This window comes from Arcanobacterium canis, assembly GCF_029625435.1.
Lineage (GTDB): Bacteria > Actinomycetota > Actinomycetes > Actinomycetales > Actinomycetaceae > Arcanobacterium > Arcanobacterium canis.
Map to the genome: position 1 here is coordinate 1,542,386 of NZ_CP121208.1, position 18,359 is coordinate 1,560,744.

Consider the following 18,359-nt stretch of genomic DNA (forward strand, 5'->3'; position numbering starts at 1 on the left):
TAGAAAAGTATCTAATAAACTATTAGATACTTTTCTCACATCGCGAAAATAATCATATTGACAGTTCGTATACTTACTCACATATTTTTTCATTCTTCCTCTACGAAAGCGGCATCAAAAGAAAGGAAATGCCCATAAAAAGATAGACTCTTCTCCCTACAGGCGACGGACTCACCATTGATAGGAACGATTCTTACAGACACCTGGAACCTCAATAAGTCGAGGTTAAACAAACATCTGTGTGACAGCACCAATACAGGGGTGGGCTGAATGCTTTCCAACATTCAGCCCACCCCGCAGCACAATTCATAGCGACATCAATTAGATGCCGGAAGATTTCAAACCTTGATCATTTGGCGGAACCTTTCCGGGGTTCTGGCCGACGTCAACGATATGATTATGCTGGTCAACGAATACCACCGCTGGAGTATTGGCTCGGGCACGTTCCTCATCCACCCACTGATAGGCCATGAGAATCACAATGTCACCTGCGCTGGCATGATGCGCAGCCGCGCCGTTGAGAATCACTTCGCCCTTGCCGCGCTCACCAGGAATTGTATAGGTGGAAAGACGCGTACCGTTGGTCACGTTGGCGATATCCACACATTCACCCGGCAATATATTTGCTGCGTCAAGCAGATCTGCATCTACGGTCACTGACCCGACATAGTGCAAATCTGCTCCGGTCACTGTTGCACGATGGATCTTTCCCGAAACCATCTTGCGCATGTTAAGCAATCGACACCTCCATGTTATCGATTAGCCGGGTGGGCCCCACATAGGCGGCAACAGCAAGAAGCCCTTCCCCATGTGCGTTGTCATCAAGTTCAGTAAATGTTTGAGGGTCAACTAAAACTAAGTAATCCACGCGCACATTGGCCTCGTGAATTGACTCGCGTGCAACACGAAGCACTTCGCCAGCTGAGGCGCCCTCCTCGGCAGCGCTCCGTCCAGCTGTCAGTGCGCGAGACAAGGCAAGCGCATCCTGACGGTCGCTTTCAGAGAGATACGTATTGCGAGAACTCATCGCAAGTCCTGATTCTTCCCGCTTGATCGGGACTGCACGGATCTCAAGATTCATGTCCAAATCAGCCACCATCGTACGAATCAGTGCAAGCTGCTGTGCATCCTTTTGCCCAAAGTACGCCAGTTGTGGACGCACCAAGTTCATGACCTTGTGAACCACCTGGAGCACACCAGCAAAGTGTGTCGGACGTGTCTTGCCCTCCAGAACGGTTGCCACTGGCCCAGGATCGATGCGCACGAGTGGTTCACGCGGATACATCTCCTCCACTTCAGGTGCGAACACAAGGTCAACCCCGTACGGCTCAAGAAGAGCGACGTCGGCTTCCAAGGTGCGTGGGTATGCTTCGTAGTCTTCACCTGGCCCGAACTGCAAGGGGTTGACGAAAATCGAGACTACGGTGTGATCCGTCTCTGCTTTGGCTTGTGCCACAAGGGAAAGGTGTCCTTCGTGCAAAGCTCCCATCGTCATCACGAGCGAGCGGGTACCTTCGAGTTTCGCCAGTTCGCTTTTCAGTTCGGTCTTCGTTTTGACGACCTTCACGATTCCTCCACAATGTTGATCATTTCTTCAGCTTGACTTTCGTTAATCACTCCGCGCGAAAGCGCACGGGCCACAGTGGCGCGGGCAAGAGCCCTGTACGTTTGAGCGACGTCGGCCAGTTGAGGCACGTCATCAGCAAGCTCGTCGAGTTTGTCGAGGTGCCCGCGAACTGTGATGGCATCACCGCGCACGACGGGGCCGGTTTGGAGGGTTTCACCTGATGAAAGTGCCCCCTCCAAGGCAGCCTGAGTCAAGGGACGCAAATATGCCCCTGGGTCGTCTATTCCAATTTCTGCCAGTATGCGTTCAGCCTGCGCGACAACGGTGACGAGATGATTGGCTCCATGAGCAAGTGCCGCATGATACAACGGCCGGTCAGCGTCGGCGATGACGGTGCCTTCGCCCCCCATTTCAGTGACCAACGCAAGACCAATCGGCTCAAGCATCGGAGCGGCTGAGACCGAAAAAGGACATCCTTGAAGGCGAGCGATATCGAGGGATGTTCCAGTAAAAGTCATCGCGGGATGGACGGCGAGTGTTAATGCGCCTGCGCCAGCAGCACCAGCGAGAATATCTGCTCCGTAGCGCCCGGCAGTGTGCATGACGATCTGTCCTGGTTGCCATGCGCCAAGTTTCGTCAGTCCCTCGACAAGAGGGATGAGTTCACGATCCGGAACCGCAAATACCACCAACTGCGAACGCTTAATAATCGTCTGTACATCGAGCGCCGGCACACCGGGAAGCATATTTTCAAGACGATCCAGCGATTCTTCGGAGGTAGCATACGCGCCAATGACTGAGTGCCCCGCCGCACGTAGGGCACTACCGAGAGCGGCACCAACTTTGCCAGCGGAGACGATTCCAACGTCTAAACTCGTGGTATTCACGCTTAATAGTTTAACGCCGAGACCTCGCCAGATTCTTCGAGCGTGAGACAGCCCACCGGCGAAGTGTCGTGCAGCTTCCGTGCGGTCGGTGTCACTTCTCGTTCGGCAGACAGCGCCATCACCATGCGTCAGCAGCTTCCGTGCGGTCGGTGTCACTTCCGATGGTTCAATTGCGACGATCGCCTGCGAATATGCCACACATTCAGGATGACCGTGTCAAACGGAAAATCGTGGAGTGACGTAAAACCAGATCGGCAAAACAATGATGGTACCCAGCCACTGAACTTTTCGATAAGCCGGATCTTGACGACGATACGTGAATTCCTCACCTAGCGAGTTCATAATCCGATTCGAGCTTTCCATTCATCGATCGTCTCCGAAACTTTCGCGGTTCGCGCTTGAGCACCCAGTTCCTCGATCTCACTCATCGATGATTGGAGCATTGACAACGGATAATTTTTCACTGAGTTCAGCGAGGTGATCGCCACAAGATTCAATTCCAACGAAGCCAGACCACGGCGGCGCTGAAGTGGCCCTTGAGTGATTGCGATCGACTGCCACCGATCAGCTGGGATGAGGCTAAATGAGCGTCCGATACGCTTCGCACGAATCGCAATCACCGACGGCGTTGCAATGAAGCCGCGGAACTTCCACTGAACAGGATCGAAGAGGCGGGCACGTTGAGTGGTTCTCTTGAGCATCGTGTGAGGTGCACTTGTCAACTCAGCGAAAAGTGCACCATCATCGTCAGATCCGAGTCGAGGCCGCAAAATCCACACCAAACGTTCGAGATCCGCGATTTTCCCGATTGGCATCACAGGTACACCGGAAAGCAGATTTACTTTGGCATCGTCGATCGTTCGCCCAGCAACGGTCACATCGATCGTCCACCAGCCAAGAGCACGCGCTAACCATGACTGTGACACCGAAATAGCGTGGATGCGCTCAGGAGGAACCGTAATGGTTCGAATTGATGTCAGCCCGCTGCGGACACGAAGTCCATGTTCAGAAATGTAGACCTTCGTATCCCATTGGGTGAAAGCTGGTTTAATCACTGCATAGCACACGCCCAACGCAGTCAAAATAAGCCCGGCGCTCACTCCTTCAGTGACCACAGTCATCCACACAGTGAAAACGAGGTACACAAGGGCAAAGAAACTTGCCCCGCTCACGAGTCGGTTGATGAGTAAGTACCACGGGTTAAGCTCGTAGATGAGCTTGTCGTTGACCAAATCATCAGGATCGAAAACTGGAATAACGGGCGTGGCGACGAGGTCTTCCTGAGGAACAGTTGCACGCGTCTGTGAATCTGTCGGCTCATCATTGACACTCCCGTGATCTCCGTCAGGAGCAGCATCAGGGAGCTGCACTTTTTCTTCTCCGATAACGTGAGCATGTGACGTGATCTGTACACCGGAGCGTTTGCGAGCGAGGCCGCTGAGGAGTTCATGGCGCAGTGCGCCACAATCTGCCATCGTCAACATCCCCAACCGCAACTGGCTGTCTCCCGCTGCGGCCGAATCAACGACGACTGTGCCGAAGCCAAAAATTCGACCAAACAACGATTGATCGATCTCCACGCTCTGAATGCGTTCCCACAGCATATGCTGACGTGTTTTGATCAGGACGCCACTGCGGTAGTGGACACCATTTTCAACCAGTGCGAAGCTCTGTTTCTTCCAGATGATCCATCCCGCGATCACTGCGAGAGTTGATAGTACAAGAACTCCACCCACAAAGAGCGCCACGTAGAGCCAGATGTCCACCATCGATGAGTAAATTTTTTTCAGCCCCTGCGTCGGCCAGTCTTTGACGATGTTGTAAAAAATGACTGCCACAAACACCCACAGCGCACCACCCTTCGTCAACGGAGTGACCTTGTGGAAATGTCTCCAGGATTCTTCGGGGATTTCTTCGCACTCGTTTTGGCTCTGATCCATCACAAGCCCTCCGCCATCGCATTGCCCAGCTGAGTGAGTTTGAGGCGTAAACGATCGGCCTCCTCTTTGCTGACACCGTGAATCGTGGCATTAGTGGTTGCGGACGCCGTGACAAGTTCGAGACTCGAAAGTCCGTAGTGCCCCAAAATCGGACCCGCCGAAACATCAACCTGTTGCATCCGTCCGAACGGCACCACCACAACACGCTTGAACATCACTCCACGGCGAACCAAAAGCTCGGTGTCTCCTTCTGCGTATCCAAATGCCCCAACTTGCCGACGCATAATCCATGCACACCACACTGTGAGCACACATGCGAGAGCAACGATTCCCCAACCAATCCACATTGCGATCGTTCCCCAAAAGAATGTCGCCAACACCGCATAAGCCATCGGTGGAACGATGAGACACAAAGCAACAATAAGAATGTAAATATTGACTACTTTGGCATATCGCGGATCCACCGGAGTGAATTGGACGGAAGTCAGTTCAGTTCTCATGTCCTTAAGCGTACAGGAGCCGTACGACAAAAAATCGCATTCACTTCACTACTCACGCCGGCATCGCACCCCGCGGAGGAGTGGAATCATCGTCGGTATCGTTGATTCGACACCAACTTTCGGCGACGAGCCCACACACCGAGAGAATGACGGCACTGAGCGCACATACCAGCGCGCCCCACATTGCACTTTCCAACGACGCCGTTGGGCCAGTTCGTGCATAAGCTGCACCGATCCCTGCTGCAACACCACCTGCAATAGCTCCACCCCTCGAACACGCAAGGGCATACACGTAGGCACGAGCCGCAGAAAGCGGATCCACAGCAATTTTTTGGCGCTGGTATTGGCGCACTGGCCAGGCCAACGCCAAGGAAATCATTCCAAGGCCAACGGGGACAATTCCCGCCAATGCCGAGATATCAACGGGAGCTCCCCCACGAGAAATCCACACGTCAACGCAGACGAACACAGTCAAAAATGCAACCGCCGTCACTGCTAACAGCATCCAGATCGACGTCGGCTGGAGTTTCCCGTCTTTGCCACGCATCACCGACTCCAGGCACCTTCAAGACGCTCGATCCCGACCCGCGGGAGCTTGGCAAGAAGATCCTGGATGGGTTCACCTGACAGGCGCGCATCAGGCTCAATTTGTGCCCACGGTTCAAGGACGAAACGGCGATCTTTCGCGCGAGGATGCGGGATCGCGATGGTCGGCGAATCCGAAGCGACACCCTCCATATCCACAATATCGAGATCGAGAGTGCGCGAGCCCCAACGCTCACCACGGACTCGTCCAAGCTGGTCCTCGATCCACTGCAGATTTTCCAACAGTGGCACAGCTCCATCAGTCGTGGAAATGATCATCACAGCGTTGTAATAGTCAGCCTGCGGACGCTGCCCTGGCGCGAGGACAGGCGCGGTGCGGTAAATATCCGAGATTTCCTCGACTTCGTAAACTTCTTCGATTGCAGCGCGTGCTGCACGCAGGGTATCGAGTGAATCTCCCACGTTCGATCCCAACGCGATAACAACCCGACGTGGGAATGTCACATTGCGCATCAGCGGACTTTGACGATAGATTTCGACGCCGACGTCGCTAAAGGTACGTTCCAGAGGGGCGCCTGGCTTGTGAACTACCACGCGTACGTCAATTGGCCCCAGTGCGAGCACAGCATCAGCAATGCGTGCCGCAAGGGTCTCGATCAGATCGACGTGCGGGCCCTCGACGACTTCAGCAACGGCGTCGGCAACATCTGCATAAGAGATGGTGTCGTACACAGAATCCGTTCGTGCAGCGAGAGACGTGTCCGTTGACATCGTCACGTCCACGATGAAAGTCTGCGGATCGGCGTGCTCGAAATCAAGGACGCCGTGCGTTCCCACCAGGGTCAAGCCACTGAGGTGAATCGAATCAAGGTTCATCGTTCCCACTTTCGCAATTGTTGATGAACTGCCACAGCGCTTACCGTGGCAGCAACGTTGTGTACGCGTACACCCCAAGCTCCATTTTCCCACGCAATTCCGGAGATCACAGCGGTAGACGTATCGCGGTCTTGAGCAATATGCTCACCGGTCATCGTGGCCGCAAGAAACCGCTTGCGCGAAGCACCCAGAAGTACCGGGTAACCGAGCTCGTCGATTTCTTTCCAGCGAGCCAAAATTTCCCAGTCCTGCTCACCAACCTTGGCAAAGCCAAGCCCCGGATCGAGAATAATATTGCGATCCTCAACTCCCGCAGCTTTCGCCAGAGCAAGCTGTTGGAAAAGTTCACTTTTCACAATCGTGACAAGGTCACCATCATAAACTGCCAAAGAATTCATTGACTGCCCGTTGCCACGCCCATGCTGGAGAATATAAGGAACCCCAAGCGAGGCTACTGTCGAAAACATCGTTGGGTCCGCTTGTCCCCCGGTCACGTCATTGACGATATGCGCACCGGCCTCGATTGCCTTGGCTGCCGTCGCCGCGTGGTACGTATCCACAGAGAGAGTCGCCTCCTGTGCGAGTTCACGCACGACGTCCCCAATGCGCGCCCATTCCTCATCAGCCGTCAGCATCGTGGCTCCCGGACGAGTCGATTCGCCCCCGATGTCAAGAATCGTGGCACCCTGAGCAATAAGTTCACGTCCGTGAGCAATTGCTGCCTCAGCTGACGCCCATTGCCCCCCGTCGGAAAACGAATCCGGCGTGACGTTCACAATCCCCATAATTTCCATGTTTCACCTCGATTGAATCAGGCTCATGGCCTCAGCGCGCGCAGCACCATCGCGGAGCCATCCGCGCACTGCGCTCGTGGTGGTCTTTGAACCGGGTTTTTTTACACCGCGCATGGTCATGCACATGTGTTCGGCTTCGATCACAACAATCACGCCACGCGCAGTGAGTCGCTTGACGAGCGCGTCAGCCACCTGCGTCGTCAGGCGCTCTTGGACTTGAGGACGGCGAGCATATCCTTCGACGAGGCGCGCAAGCTTGCTCAGCCCCGTCACTCGTCCGCTTTCCCCAGGGATGTATCCCACATGGGCCACACCGAAGAAAGGAAGCAGATGATGCTCACACATCGAATAAAACGGAATGTCCTTGACCAGGATGAGCTCTTGATGACCGATATCGAAGACAGTATCAAGAACCTCAGACGGGTCAGTGCCCAGTCCCGCAAAAATTTCAGCGTAAGCACGCCCCATACGAGCTGGCGTATCAGCGAGACCATCGCGATCAGGGTCCTCTCCGATTGCGATCAGGAGGTCACGCACTGCTCTTTCTACGCCGTCGGCATCGTATTTAGCGCTCATCGCCAGCCTCTGGTTCGGCAACCGGGCCGACCGTGCCGTCCACGGGGCCAATCCCCTTCACAGGATCGTCGTGCCTGTCATCTGCCGACGCCGAAGCAGGAATATCGACCGGCGGTAGGTCTGAAACCGGGCGGGTTTGCGCTGACAGCCACTGCTCGCGCGCAGGAGCTTTGACAATATCAGCGAAGATGTCCTTCAACTCTGCTTCGAGAACTGTTTCCTTTTCCAGGAGGCGTTCGGCAAGGCGATCAAGGACATGGCGATTGTTCATAATGACTTCCCATGCCTCTTGCGACGCTGTTTCAAGGAGCTGTCGCACTTCCTCGTCAATGACGCTAGCGGTGGAATCAGAGTAATCGCGCGACGATCCTCCACCCATGCGCGTCATCGGATCCGATTCATCGGCAGTGAAACGAACAGCACCAACGCGCGCGCTCATACCGTATTCTGCCACCATCTTGCGAGCGATCGATGTGGCCTTTTGAATGTCGTTTGAAGCGCCGGTTGACGGATCATGGAATACGATTTCCTCAGCCAAACGTCCACCCATCGCGTACACCATTTGGTCAAGAAGCTCGTTACGCGACACCGAATACTTATCCTCAGCTGGCATCACCATGGTGTACCCCAGTGCTCGACCACGAGGAAGAATCGTCACCTTCGTCACTGGATCGGTGTGGTTCAACGCGGCGGCAGCCACTGCGTGACCACCCTCGTGGTAAGCAGTCATGCGCTTATCTTGCGGGCTCATCACACGGGTGCGACGCTGCGGGCCAGCAACCACACGGTCAATTGCTTCATCAATGTCATCCTCAGTGATCTTCTCATGACCTCGACGAGCCGCGAGCAGGGCAGATTCGTTGAGTACATTGGCCAAGTCAGCACCAGAGAACCCCGGAGTACGACGGGCCACCGCATCTAAGGTGACATCCTCAGCGATCGGCTTTCCCTTAGCATGTACCTTGAGAATTTCGAGGCGTCCACTGAGATCAGGAGCATCCACCGCAATTTGGCGATCAAATCGTCCCGGGCGCAAGAGCGCAGGATCAAGGACATCGGGACGGTTAGTCGCTGCAATAACGATCACGGACGTACGATCGTCAAAGCCATCCATCTCAACCAGGAGCTGGTTCAGAGTCTGTTCACGTTCGTCATTTCCGCCGCCGATACCAGCACCACGGTTTCGTCCAACAGCATCAATTTCGTCAACGAAAATAATTGCCGGAGCCTGCTTCTTCGCCTTGGAGAACAAGTCACGCACGCGCGATGCACCCACGCCGACGAACATTTCGACAAACTCAGAGGCAGAAATATGGAAGAAAGGAACGCCAGCTTCTCCGGCAACAGCCTTTGCGAGGAGCGTCTTTCCCGTTCCTGGAGGGCCGTAAAGCAAGACACCACGCGGGATCTTAGCGCCCATTTTGCGGAATTTACCCGGCGTCGCGAGGAATTCCTTGATCTCAGCAAGTTCCTCAACAGCTTCGTCTTCGCCTGCAACATCAGCAAAGGTGATCTCCGGGAGGTCAGATTCGACACCGTCGCCCTTGATCTTGCCGAATTGTCCCATGCCCTGCTGCATCTTAGGGAAGAGCCAGAAGAACAGCGCCACGATCACCAACATGGGGAACATGAGTGAAATAAGTCCGCCAAGGAACGACTGCACGGGCACCGTGGCATCGTAACCGTGAGAGCTCTTGGCTTTTTCGATCAGGCCCGAGACCTTTTCCGCTTGGGGATCAATGTACTGGAATTGGATTTTCTTCGTTGCGCTCCCCTTATCCCCTTCAAGGGAGACAGGGACAACTTCCTTGTTGAGCAGTACCTGAACAACCTGGGACCCATCGGTCACCTGAATGTTCTTGATGTCACCCTTTTCCAAAACTTCGATGCCTTGCGACGTTTTGATTGAGGTGTACCCGCCGGGGTTGAGGAAATACACGAGCGATCCAGCGATCAACGCGATGAGGACAATACCACCCCAAATCGTCCGCCGTTGCTTTCGACGTTGTTCTTCTTCCTGCTCTTTCGTCAGTTCGGGAGCATCGTCATCATCCTTGTCATGATGACTGAAAATCGAGTGCTTCGGACGCTTCGACGACTGGTTATATTCGCGATTTGACCTGCGAATTTCTTTGCGATCAGGCAGCATTTTCTCTACCTGCTCGTTATCCTGGCGCCCGGTGTCCTGGGGCTGATTCTCGCTCAATTTTTCCTCCGTGATTATGGAAATAACCCCTCCATTTTACTTCATGGGACCACAACACATCGATGCGCTACTTTGTTAGCGTAACTACTGAGGAAAACGTGATCTTCCCACGATTTTTTTGCGCCCGTGCTCCCGGAAGTTCCACAACTTTTCCACCTGCTGGATGTGTCACAAGGTCATCGAGGGCGTCAATGTGTACGTACCTCAATTCCCCCGGACGAGCTCCCGCATCAAACGCAGCCAAACGCAATGCACGAGTGCGCACTGCGCGTGGCTGGCGTGCAAGCATCTTGGCATCAACGACGCCCTCACCGCAGCTCACCTCCTCAAGCGCCTGACGTCCAAGCGCATCAAGCACCTCGACGTCGTCGGCCAAGAGCCGCGCCGTCCGTGCCAGTGCTCCTACGACGTCGCCGGAAAGTTGCCCGAGTGCGGGCAGGATTTCGTGACGGATCCGGGCGCGGGTGAGCGGTTCACCCGCTGCGGTGCGCCAGGGACCATCGAGGGCATTGCTTGGATCGGTGACGATGGGCCAGCCAAGGGCCGCAACCGCAGCTTCGAGTTCTTCCTTGCGCAAGTGAAGAAGAGGCCGGTAGAGGGCGACGTCAGGAGCACCAGGAACGTGAGCCACTGCCCGCATCCCCGCAAGCGAGTTCGCACCAGAGCCACGAGTGAGTCCGAGCAGAACCGTTTCCGCTTGATCACACGCATGGTGTCCAACAAAAACTGCAGGCTGTTGTGGGCACACCTCACGAGCCGCATCCGCGAGCGCAGCGTAGCGAGCCTCGCGGGCAGCACCTTCGGGGCCTCCGAGCGAAGGAAGATCGACGCGTACACATCGAGCCTCAATATCTTCGTGGCACAAAAATTGCGTAACTTGGCGAGCTTCTTGTGTACTTTCCTCGCGTACCCCGTGGTCAACGACGAGGGCGAGAATACGTTGTCCGGTGCGTGCCGCCGCCCACGATGCCCCCGCCACCAATGCCATTGAGTCGGCTCCACCCGACACCCCGATAACAACATGCTCACCGACGTCGGGAAGCGAACGCAAGAGGGCGTGACGAACTGCGCTGAGTTGTGGAGCAGGGAAACTCATACTCGGGCCAGCCACAGTTGCGGTGATTCAAGCTCAGCGTTGAGAGGAAGATGAAGAGGATTTTGCCAGACTTTGTTTAACCTGTTCATTCCCCCTTCGGCAACGACAGCTTTGACGAAGTTTTCGCCCAGGTCATACTGTGCAAGTTTGTGGGCCAGTCCCGCCCAATCACTCAGTATCGTTTCCAGTTTGCCCTTGATTTTCCGACGAGTCTGAAGAGCTTTGGACAGTGGACGACGAGATGGGATCAGTGAAGAGGGCACAGAATTCATCACAAATTGTGCGTGCCCTTCGAGCAATGACAGCACAGCGATGAGATCGTCACGTGCCCCCGATTTGTCTGCCAGAGTCTGGCGAAAGCGCGAAATGATCACGTCCTTCAGCCACGGTGCAGCGGCGAATTGGATGGCATGTGTCATTTCGTGAACGCTGACCCACAGCGCCAGATCACGTCGGTCCAAATCGAACATCTCACGCAGTTGATAAACGTTTGGGGCAACAAGCGTCAATCGCGGTTCGCGAGCAAAGGGGTCAAACTGTCCCAGCACGCGGCGAGCTGCCAATGCGAGTGTTGGAGTTAATGCCAGATCTCCCACCGGATGATCGACAATTTTCAGCATCGTCTGCACGCTCTCTCGTGCGCGGCTCACCCATCCCAAACGAGAGACGACGTCGATACGCACATCCTCGATGTCGCAATGCTTAAGGCCCGATACTTCGCGCACAATTTCGGGGGCTCTCTTGGCCTGCTGACGCAAGTCAGCCACAATTGCACGTGCCGATGCGTCGCTTGCGGATGGGCCGGGGCCGGCAACCACCGAAGCGAGAGTGTGATGAAGCCAAGAAACCGTCATAGCTCCAGATTACCGCGCAGCGCGATCACAACGCGTACAAATCAGCAAGGAAAGAATCAATCACCGAGCGCATTCCCGGCGAAGCTCCTTCTGTGATGTTGTCAATGAGCACCGAGAACACAAGCGGTTGCCCCTTTGCCGTTTGCATGTAGCCGGATAGAGAATTGGCGGTAATTAAGGTCCCGGTTTTGGCCCGGACAATACCGGCCAAATCTGTGCCAATCATGCGTTTCCTCAACGTGCCATCGAGCGCCGAGATTGGCAGTCCTGGGCCAATTGCTGAGGCAGAGGGTTGATTCCACACGTGTAAGAGAATTTGTGATTGGAGCCGGGCCGTGAGCCGATCCGTGGTTGAAAGGCCCGAACTCGAAGAAAACACGGCACCTGTGACATCGCACCCAAGCTCACGCAAGTATTCCTTCGCCGCCGTCGCCGCCCCTTCGAACGTCGCTGGTTGCCCTTTTTCTTTGGCGACAAGCCGACCTAGGGCTTCGGCGATGGTGTTATCTGACTGCTTGAGCATCAATTCCACTAGTTCACGCACCGGAGCAGACTCAACGGTTGCAAGAGCGCGCGCATCCGAAGGAGCGGTGGCTCGCTGAGGCTCGCCTGCTTCAATTCCCGCCTTAGTGAGGGCACGAGCAAATGCCTGGGCCGCACGAAGATCGGGATGAGGAGCGTATTTGCCATTCACTCGCCCCTCATCGATTGCGATCGGTTGCAATTCCATGACGTAGATGTAATCGCCTTTGTCAAGGTCATGGTGGTAGGAGGCACCTTCGAAGAGCGAAGAGTCAACGGCGATGTTGACTTTGCGTGTTCCACTCTTTTTCAGTTCAGCCGCTGTGTGGCGCGCAAGTTGCTCAATTGATGCCCGACCTTCAGTAACATGCGGATCGCCTGGGCCCGCGCTCAGAAGAGTGTCTCCCCCGCCAACGAGGTAGACGGTGTTTCCGGCCAGCGCAGTTGTGGTTGGTAAGGTACGCTGCGGGCCGAGAACATTCAGAGCTGTCAACGCGGTCACAAGTTTCATGTTCGACGCCGGAGTAGTCGGCTGCGTGGGGTTGTATTCGGCAATCGTCTGACCAGTAAGCGGGTCCGCAACAGCAATCGAGGCATGTCCCGAAAAACGCCCATTCTTCACGAATTTCTCGATCGCTTTCTCAACCTGCGCAGACGACGGCGGTGCCGGAACAAAACGCGAGTCCACCGACGTCGGAGCCGCGTAGGGCGCAGCTGGGGTTTGTGCAGGAGCGACAGTGAGGATCCCCGGAACCACATCCCAGGCATCAGCTATCGCATACCCACCCAGCACAAGAGCACAAACTGAAATAAGAACGCGTGATTTCACCCCTCCATAGTGTCACACTTCGCCACACAAGGAGCGAGGGAGGGCACAAAGTTGACACATACGGGACGCAGGGCCTAAATGCGCGTTACAATTTCGATGAAGAAAATACTTATCGAGCAAAGGAACGCCATGGAGTTCGACGTCACGATTGAGATCCCCAAGGGGAACCGGAACAAGTACGAGGTGGATCACGAAACCGGCCGCATCCGCCTGGATCGTATGCTCTTTACCTCTACTCGTTACCCCGATGACTACGGATTCATCGACGGAACGCTTGGCGAAGACGGCGATCCGCTTGACGCTCTGGTCTTGCTGGAAGAGTCCACATTTCCTGGTTGCGTGATTCGTTGCCGTGCGCTGGGCATGTTCCGCATGAGCGATGAAGCTGGCGGCGATGACAAGGTTTTGTGCGTACCAACCGGCGATCAACGCGCATCATGGCGTACGGAAATTGACGACGTTTCCGAGTTCCACCGCCTGGAAGTTCAGCACTTCTTTGAGGTCTACAAGGATCTTGAGCCAGGTAAATCAGTTGAAGGTGCACACTGGGTCGGTCGCGCTGAAGCCGAAGCTGAGATTGAGCGTTCATTCAAGCGGGCCGAAGAAACTGGATACTACGATAAGCACTGAACGCACAAAAGCGCATGAAAAGGGGCGGGCAACGATGAAAGTTGCCCGCCCCTTTTCACGCCTTTTATCCCTCCTATACCTCGAAAGTCGGAGAAAATACGAGGAGACCCCTGCTGTGCGAGCGGGGCCTCCCATTGGAAAAGTATGAAATCATCCAACGCGCAGGTACACGGGCTTACCCCACACTGCACGCTCTTGAGTCCCCATTGATGGGTTCCATGCAGCGATATGCATACCGTTTCCGGTATAGAGCCCAACATGTCCCGGCCACCACAGCACATCTCCAGGACGAGCCTGAGAGGCAGGAACCTGGCGATAATCACCCCAGAATTGGTTCACATACGAGCCTGTGCGACGAGGAGTGGTGATACCAAATTTCTGGTAGACGTACCAAACGAATCCCACGCAGTCCCAACCGGTGTTTGGCGAAGTACCAGCCCAGACGTACGGCACGCCTTCAAACTGGCGCGCGTAAGAGACAACGGACGATCCACTGGCTGAAGTTGAACCCGAGTTCGACGACTTTTGTGCCGCTTTGCGTGCCGCTGCTTTTGCTTGCGCCTGACGTTGCATGTGCTCACGGGCAGCCTTTTCCGCCGCAGCACGCTCGGCAGCACGTTTCTGTGCAGCTTCTCGCTCAGCCTTATCGCGCGCTTGAGCTGCAGCCTTTTCCGCCGCAGCACGCTCGGCAGCTGCTCGCTGCGCTTCGGCACGCTCACGGGCCTCTTGAGCCAAACGCTCACGCTCAGCTTTTTCAGCCTCAGCACGTTGGGCCTTCTGCGCAGTCGCCTGGGCAAAAGCTGCTGCCTGCGCAGCTTCCTTTTCCTTCACAGCCTTGGTCGCGGCGTCGGCGTCGGCCGCTGCCTGCGCGGCCGCTTGAGCGCTCTCCTGAGCTGACTTTGCTGCCGCCTTGGTGGCGGCCGCCTCAACCGCAGCTTCTTGGCGAGCCTGATCAGCTACGCCCTTGGCACGCTCTTCGTTATCGAGGCGAGCCTGTTCAACAATTTCTGCCGCTGCCGCCTTGGATCGTGCCACGCGCTCGGCCTCAAGCTCGTCAAGTCGCTTCGCCTCAAGATCAGCTGTAGTGCCCTTCTGTGCGGCGAGGACACCGGCTAGCTGACCACGCCGGGCTGAAGCCGTTGCAAGCTGAGCGGTGACGGCATCTGACGCGGCCTGTGCCGCATCCGCTGTCGATCCAACCCGCTGCGCGACGGCGGTTGCAGCCTGCGCTGCAGCGTCGGCTTTCTTCTGAAGCGCAGTCGCAATGTCGAGAAGAGCCTGGAACGCCTGAACTGTGGAGTCAACGTGGGAGGCAAGGGTACCGAAGGCACGCTGCTTCACCTGAGCCTGAGCCAAGGAATCGGCACCCATGAAGTAGAAAGAAGACTGAATTCCCGCAGCAGAATTTTGATACATCGCCTTCGAGACATTGCCAAGCTCGCCGCGAGCGCGCTCAACGTCTGCTTTCGCTGCGTTCGCCTTTTCTTGGGAGTCCATTGCACTGTTCACAGCCGCGTTCATGTCACCTTCGGCGCGCACAGCTTGAGCCTGCGCACGTGCAGCCGCTTCTTCAAGCTGTGAGGACTGCGCGGAAAGCTGTGCGAGCTCATTCTCTACGTGCGACAGCTCGCTCTGTGTTTGTGCCTGTGCGGAATGGGCATCTCTGACTTCATCGTCAGTTGTAGGGTCGGCGCTCGCCAGCTGAACACCACCAGCGGCTACCGTGAAGGCAGTCAACGACAGCAACCCATATTTCACTGCTCGTTTCACGTGAATTTTCCTCCATCCGCCGACGGTTGACGGCGTGTGCGCTTGACCCGGTGAACCGGATCAAATATCTGAACCAAAATCGAGAATATAACAATTCTTTACAAAAGGAAACAGCTCCCCCAAAATTCCCAAAAAACTCATTTGTCACAGGAAAGCCGTTTGATGCTCTTTTGTTTCGTTCAGTGTCGTCAAACGTGGAAAATGTAGTGCTATCTTTGTTCCGCCGCCAGTACAGTAGGGATATGCGAACGTGGGAAAACGACATGATCAGCGGGTACGTACAGACCACCCTCCCCCTTCACGACGACGATTGCGGGCCTGTTGTGGCAACCCTCACACGGCCATCGTCACCGGTGGCACATCCCCGTTTCGTTGTGCTCGCGATCCATGGTTGGAATGATTACTTCTACCAACTTCCCCATTCCGAGGCTGTGATGGATGCCGGCGGCGCTTTTTACGCGATCGACTTACGCCGCTATGGGCGGTCGTGGCGCGAGGGACAGACCTGGGGGTATATCGAAAGTCTTTCTTCCTACGACGAAGAAATACACGCCGCACTCGACGTCATCCATGAGGAAGTCGGCACCGATATCCCGTTCATCCTCTACGGACATTCAACTGGCGGGCTTACCGCGTCACTGTGGGCTTCGCGTCACCCCGACGCACTTGATGGCCTGGTCCTCAACTCCCCCTGGCTCGAATATCAAGGATGGAGTAGTACCCGCGTGGCTGGTCGCCCACTCATCGAGGCAATTTACAAAATGGCACCCTCAACCTACGTTCCGGTTCCCGACACCGGGGTGTATTCATCCACTCTCACGCGATGGAATCCCGATCCACGCTATCGGCACACACCGTCGTTCCCAGTTTATGTGGGGTGGCTCCGCGCAATCGCAGAAGGCCACCAACAAGTGGCGCTGGGGTTGGGGATCGAGTGCCCTACCCTCGTCCTGACGTCTGCAAAGTCTGCAATTTCTTCTCCGACACCCGAGCAGGCGACACAGTGCGATGTGGTGCTCGACGTTGAACAGATTTGGAAACGTGTAGCCGGCCTGGGATCACACGTCACGTTGGTCAAAATTCAGGGCGCCATTCATGACGTTCTCCTTTCCGACGACGATGTGCGCGCACGTGCCATTTCAGAAATCAGAACGTGGGTGGACGCCTACGTCACGCGGTAGCCGCCGCAGAGAATATGTGTTGTGAATGGGGTAAACGGCGCTTGCCGTATTCACATCACAAAAAGTCTGCTAAACGCTGGCCCGAATCGAGTTGCCACACAAGCCACGCATTGCGGTACTTCCCGGCGCCTACGGCGTCGGCAGCTTCTTGAGCTGTTGCATATTCGGTGCCGTCCTCGCCACGCAGGAAGCCAGACTCAGTCAGCGTCATCTGAACATCGATTCCACGACGTCGTGAGTACCAACGGACCGTCGCTGGAGCATTGACTTGAGCTGCGATTCGAACAAGAGCCTCATGTCCGTTCTGCTCGCTGGTGACGGATGTCTTTTCTTGAGAACGGTGCGAGTTGCTCCATCCGTGAGGATGTTCGTATGCAGCACGGGCAACAGCTGCTTCAGCTTCGCGCGCGGACGCACCCTCGTCAAAGATCTGGTGTTCGTTTGCCTCCGGCGCAGCATCATCCCACAGGCGCTGTTCTGGACGGCGTGCAGCCCGACGAGTTTCCTCGTACATCAACGCTTCGAGTTGGGGGCCTGCCGGCTTTTCCTTGGTATTCCCCAAATGATCGCCATCCATTACCGGATCCGCATTGTTTTTCCCAGCATGAGCAGACAAGACTGTGCCTTCAGCCGGCTCATCGCCTTCGAGAGGCTGAACAGCTTCGAACCCACCCTCAGAAAGCTCAGCCAACATAATGGCGGTATCGGTTCGCACACTTGAGGCATCATCCGAGGTGTACTCAGCCATTTCCTGGGGATCCATATGAGGAACAGACTTTGTGGTCTCTTTCTCCATCGCCACCAAGACGGGATTTTCTTCTTCGGAAACAGGCTTTTGCTTCACAGGAGGCGTGTACCTCGCAGGCCGCGGAACATCAGCGGAATTCCAGCCAGTAATATGCCAGGGACTTTCCTCAGCTTCTTGTGACGCGCCAGCTTCGACTTCCACAACTGTTCGTGCTGGGGTCAGAATGCCGGGAATTTCACGAACGATCTTTGCCAGTTCAACCAGTACACCGTTTGCACCGTCGTGAAGAATGATACGGTTCGCCTCAACACCTTGACCTCCGAGAGCAGCGAGTGGAGCGAGAACATCCTGCGCAACTTCGCTGGCGAAGAGGAACAAGCGTGGGCCACCGCGCGTCACAGGAGTAGTGGTGTCGATAAAATTCTGGAACTCACTGGTGAAGTTACGCTCGCCTCCAAAGAGGGCTGCCAGGCGTGCGCGAGTAAAATCAGCGTGACGACCTGCGCGCGCCAGAGAGGAAAGAAGGCCGTCGGCATCTAAAAATTCGTGAACTTCAATAGTCACGACTTGCCCCGAAGGATCCAGAGCGATCAACGATTCTTGGGAACCACCACGGACATCGGAACTCACCCACCCCACCTCAAATAAGGGGTGATCGAGAAGGGCCACTGCCTCAGTCGATACTGCAGCAAGAAGTTGAGCGGTTTGTTCTGCACTGAGTTGCGGATGGGACGGAGCTGCCACTAACCGTCCATTCTCAAGTGCAAATACAGCCACCGTGCCACCCTTTCATTTCGCTAGCACTTACTAGCGCTACCTGTACCCATTGCCAACAAT

At 55.6% G+C, this 18,359-nt stretch carries 18 protein-coding genes; 2 read left to right on the top strand and 16 right to left on the bottom strand.

What is annotated here, in order from left to right; translation table 11 throughout:
* Positions 1-321: 321 nt before the first annotated feature.
* From panD to dacB, 14 genes are all read right to left on the bottom strand, one after another.
* Positions 322-729, bottom strand: a complete 408-nt coding sequence (gene panD / locus P7079_RS06920; protein WP_278012545.1) for an aspartate 1-decarboxylase — start codon at positions 727-729, stop codon at positions 322-324.
* A gap of 1 nt (position 730) precedes the next feature.
* Positions 731-1,567: a pantoate--beta-alanine ligase gene (gene panC / locus P7079_RS06925; protein ID WP_278012546.1), complete on the bottom strand. Its 837-nt coding sequence runs from the start codon at positions 1,565-1,567 to the stop codon at positions 731-733.
* A complete protein-coding gene (locus tag P7079_RS06930; RefSeq protein ID WP_278012547.1) occupies positions 1,564-2,454 on the bottom strand; it encodes a Rossmann-like and DUF2520 domain-containing protein in 891 nt (296 codons plus the stop codon). The genes panC and P7079_RS06930 overlap by 4 nt, the downstream gene beginning before the upstream one ends.
* Positions 2,455-2,670: 216 nt before the next feature.
* Positions 2,671-2,796, bottom strand: a complete 126-nt coding sequence (locus tag P7079_RS06935; protein WP_278012548.1) for a hypothetical protein — start codon at positions 2,794-2,796, stop codon at positions 2,671-2,673.
* Entirely contained in the window at positions 2,793-4,394 is a 1,602-nt protein-coding gene (locus tag P7079_RS06940; RefSeq protein WP_278012549.1) for a PH domain-containing protein, read from the bottom strand. The genes P7079_RS06935 and P7079_RS06940 overlap by 4 nt, the downstream gene beginning before the upstream one ends.
* Positions 4,394-4,894: a PH domain-containing protein gene (locus tag P7079_RS06945; protein ID WP_278012550.1), complete on the bottom strand. Its 501-nt coding sequence runs from the start codon at positions 4,892-4,894 to the stop codon at positions 4,394-4,396. The genes P7079_RS06940 and P7079_RS06945 overlap by 1 nt, the downstream gene beginning before the upstream one ends.
* Positions 4,895-4,946: 52 nt before the next feature.
* Positions 4,947-5,441, bottom strand: coding sequence for a DUF3180 domain-containing protein (locus P7079_RS06950; protein ID WP_278012551.1), 495 nt, complete (start codon positions 5,439-5,441; stop codon positions 4,947-4,949).
* Positions 5,441-6,316 carry a 2-amino-4-hydroxy-6-hydroxymethyldihydropteridine diphosphokinase gene (gene folK, locus P7079_RS06955; RefSeq protein ID WP_278013629.1) on the bottom strand — a complete coding sequence of 292 codons (876 nt, stop codon included), beginning with the start codon at positions 6,314-6,316 and terminating at the stop codon, positions 5,441-5,443. Before folK ends, P7079_RS06950 begins: the two co-directional genes overlap by 1 nt.
* The gene (folP, locus tag P7079_RS06960; RefSeq protein ID WP_278012552.1) at positions 6,313-7,110 is read right to left on the bottom strand and encodes a dihydropteroate synthase; all 798 of its coding nucleotides are present in this window, start codon (positions 7,108-7,110) and stop codon (positions 6,313-6,315) included. The genes folK and folP overlap by 4 nt, the downstream gene beginning before the upstream one ends.
* Before the next feature lie 3 nt (positions 7,111-7,113).
* Positions 7,114-7,686, bottom strand: coding sequence for a GTP cyclohydrolase I FolE (gene folE / locus P7079_RS06965; protein ID WP_278012553.1), 573 nt, complete (start codon positions 7,684-7,686; stop codon positions 7,114-7,116).
* Positions 7,676-9,892: an ATP-dependent zinc metalloprotease FtsH gene (gene ftsH / locus P7079_RS06970; protein WP_278012554.1), complete on the bottom strand. Its 2,217-nt coding sequence runs from the start codon at positions 9,890-9,892 to the stop codon at positions 7,676-7,678. The genes folE and ftsH overlap by 11 nt, the downstream gene beginning before the upstream one ends.
* Before the next feature lie 67 nt (positions 9,893-9,959).
* The gene (gene tilS, locus P7079_RS06975) at positions 9,960-11,003 is read right to left on the bottom strand and encodes a tRNA lysidine(34) synthetase TilS (RefSeq protein WP_278012555.1); all 1,044 of its coding nucleotides are present in this window, start codon (positions 11,001-11,003) and stop codon (positions 9,960-9,962) included.
* Positions 10,985-11,842, bottom strand: a complete 858-nt coding sequence (locus P7079_RS06980) for a zinc-dependent metalloprotease (protein WP_278012556.1) — start codon at positions 11,840-11,842, stop codon at positions 10,985-10,987. The genes tilS and P7079_RS06980 overlap by 19 nt, the downstream gene beginning before the upstream one ends.
* A 25-nt stretch (positions 11,843-11,867) precedes the next feature.
* Positions 11,868-13,193 (bottom strand): D-alanyl-D-alanine carboxypeptidase/D-alanyl-D-alanine endopeptidase, encoded by a 1,326-nt coding sequence (dacB, locus tag P7079_RS06985; protein ID WP_278012557.1) that lies wholly within the window; start codon positions 13,191-13,193, stop codon positions 11,868-11,870.
* A 129-nt stretch (positions 13,194-13,322) separates the two neighbouring features.
* Here dacB and P7079_RS06990 point away from each other — a divergent pair, with 129 nt between their 5' ends.
* Positions 13,323-13,823 (top strand): inorganic diphosphatase, encoded by a 501-nt coding sequence (locus tag P7079_RS06990; protein WP_278012558.1) that lies wholly within the window; start codon positions 13,323-13,325, stop codon positions 13,821-13,823.
* 150 nt (positions 13,824-13,973) lie between these two features.
* Here P7079_RS06990 and P7079_RS06995 read toward each other — a convergent pair whose 3' ends face one another.
* Positions 13,974-15,593, bottom strand: a complete 1,620-nt coding sequence (locus tag P7079_RS06995) for a C40 family peptidase (protein ID WP_278012559.1) — start codon at positions 15,591-15,593, stop codon at positions 13,974-13,976.
* Between the two features lie 242 nt (positions 15,594-15,835).
* On the opposite strand from P7079_RS06995, the gene P7079_RS07000 reads away from it, so the two are divergent.
* Entirely contained in the window at positions 15,836-16,774 is a 939-nt protein-coding gene (locus P7079_RS07000; protein WP_278012560.1) for an alpha/beta hydrolase, read from the top strand.
* A gap of 55 nt (positions 16,775-16,829) precedes the next feature.
* Here the strand turns inward: P7079_RS07000 and P7079_RS07005 are convergent, their stop codons facing one another.
* Positions 16,830-18,299: a hypothetical protein gene (locus P7079_RS07005; protein WP_278012561.1), complete on the bottom strand. Its 1,470-nt coding sequence runs from the start codon at positions 18,297-18,299 to the stop codon at positions 16,830-16,832.
* Between the last annotated feature and the right edge of the window lie 60 nt (positions 18,300-18,359).

Bases quoted from the DNA above. Each gene is read 5' to 3' on its own strand.
- P7079_RS06980 (WP_278012556.1), bottom strand. From the start codon at position 11,842: ATGACGGTTTCTTGGCTTCATCACACTCTCGCTTCGGTGGTTGCCGGC.
- P7079_RS06950 (WP_278012551.1), bottom strand. From the start codon at position 5,441: ATGCGTGGCAAAGACGGGAAACTCCAGCCGACGTCGATCTGGATGCTG.
- P7079_RS06935 (WP_278012548.1), bottom strand. From the start codon at position 2,796: ATGAACTCGCTAGGTGAGGAATTCACGTATCGTCGTCAAGATCCGGCT.
- folP (WP_278012552.1), bottom strand. From the start codon at position 7,110: ATGGAAATTATGGGGATTGTGAACGTCACGCCGGATTCGTTTTCCGAC.
- P7079_RS06990 (WP_278012558.1), top strand. From the start codon at position 13,323: ATGGAGTTCGACGTCACGATTGAGATCCCCAAGGGGAACCGGAACAAG.
- folK (WP_278013629.1), bottom strand. From the start codon at position 6,316: ATGAACCTTGATTCGATTCACCTCAGTGGCTTGACCCTGGTGGGAACG.
- panD (WP_278012545.1), bottom strand. From the start codon at position 729: ATGCGCAAGATGGTTTCGGGAAAGATCCATCGTGCAACAGTGACCGGA.
- P7079_RS06945 (WP_278012550.1), bottom strand. From the start codon at position 4,894: ATGAGAACTGAACTGACTTCCGTCCAATTCACTCCGGTGGATCCGCGA.
- P7079_RS07000 (WP_278012560.1), top strand. From the start codon at position 15,836: ATGCGAACGTGGGAAAACGACATGATCAGCGGGTACGTACAGACCACC.
- P7079_RS06940 (WP_278012549.1), bottom strand. From the start codon at position 4,394: ATGGATCAGAGCCAAAACGAGTGCGAAGAAATCCCCGAAGAATCCTGG.
- folE (WP_278012553.1), bottom strand. From the start codon at position 7,686: ATGAGCGCTAAATACGATGCCGACGGCGTAGAAAGAGCAGTGCGTGAC.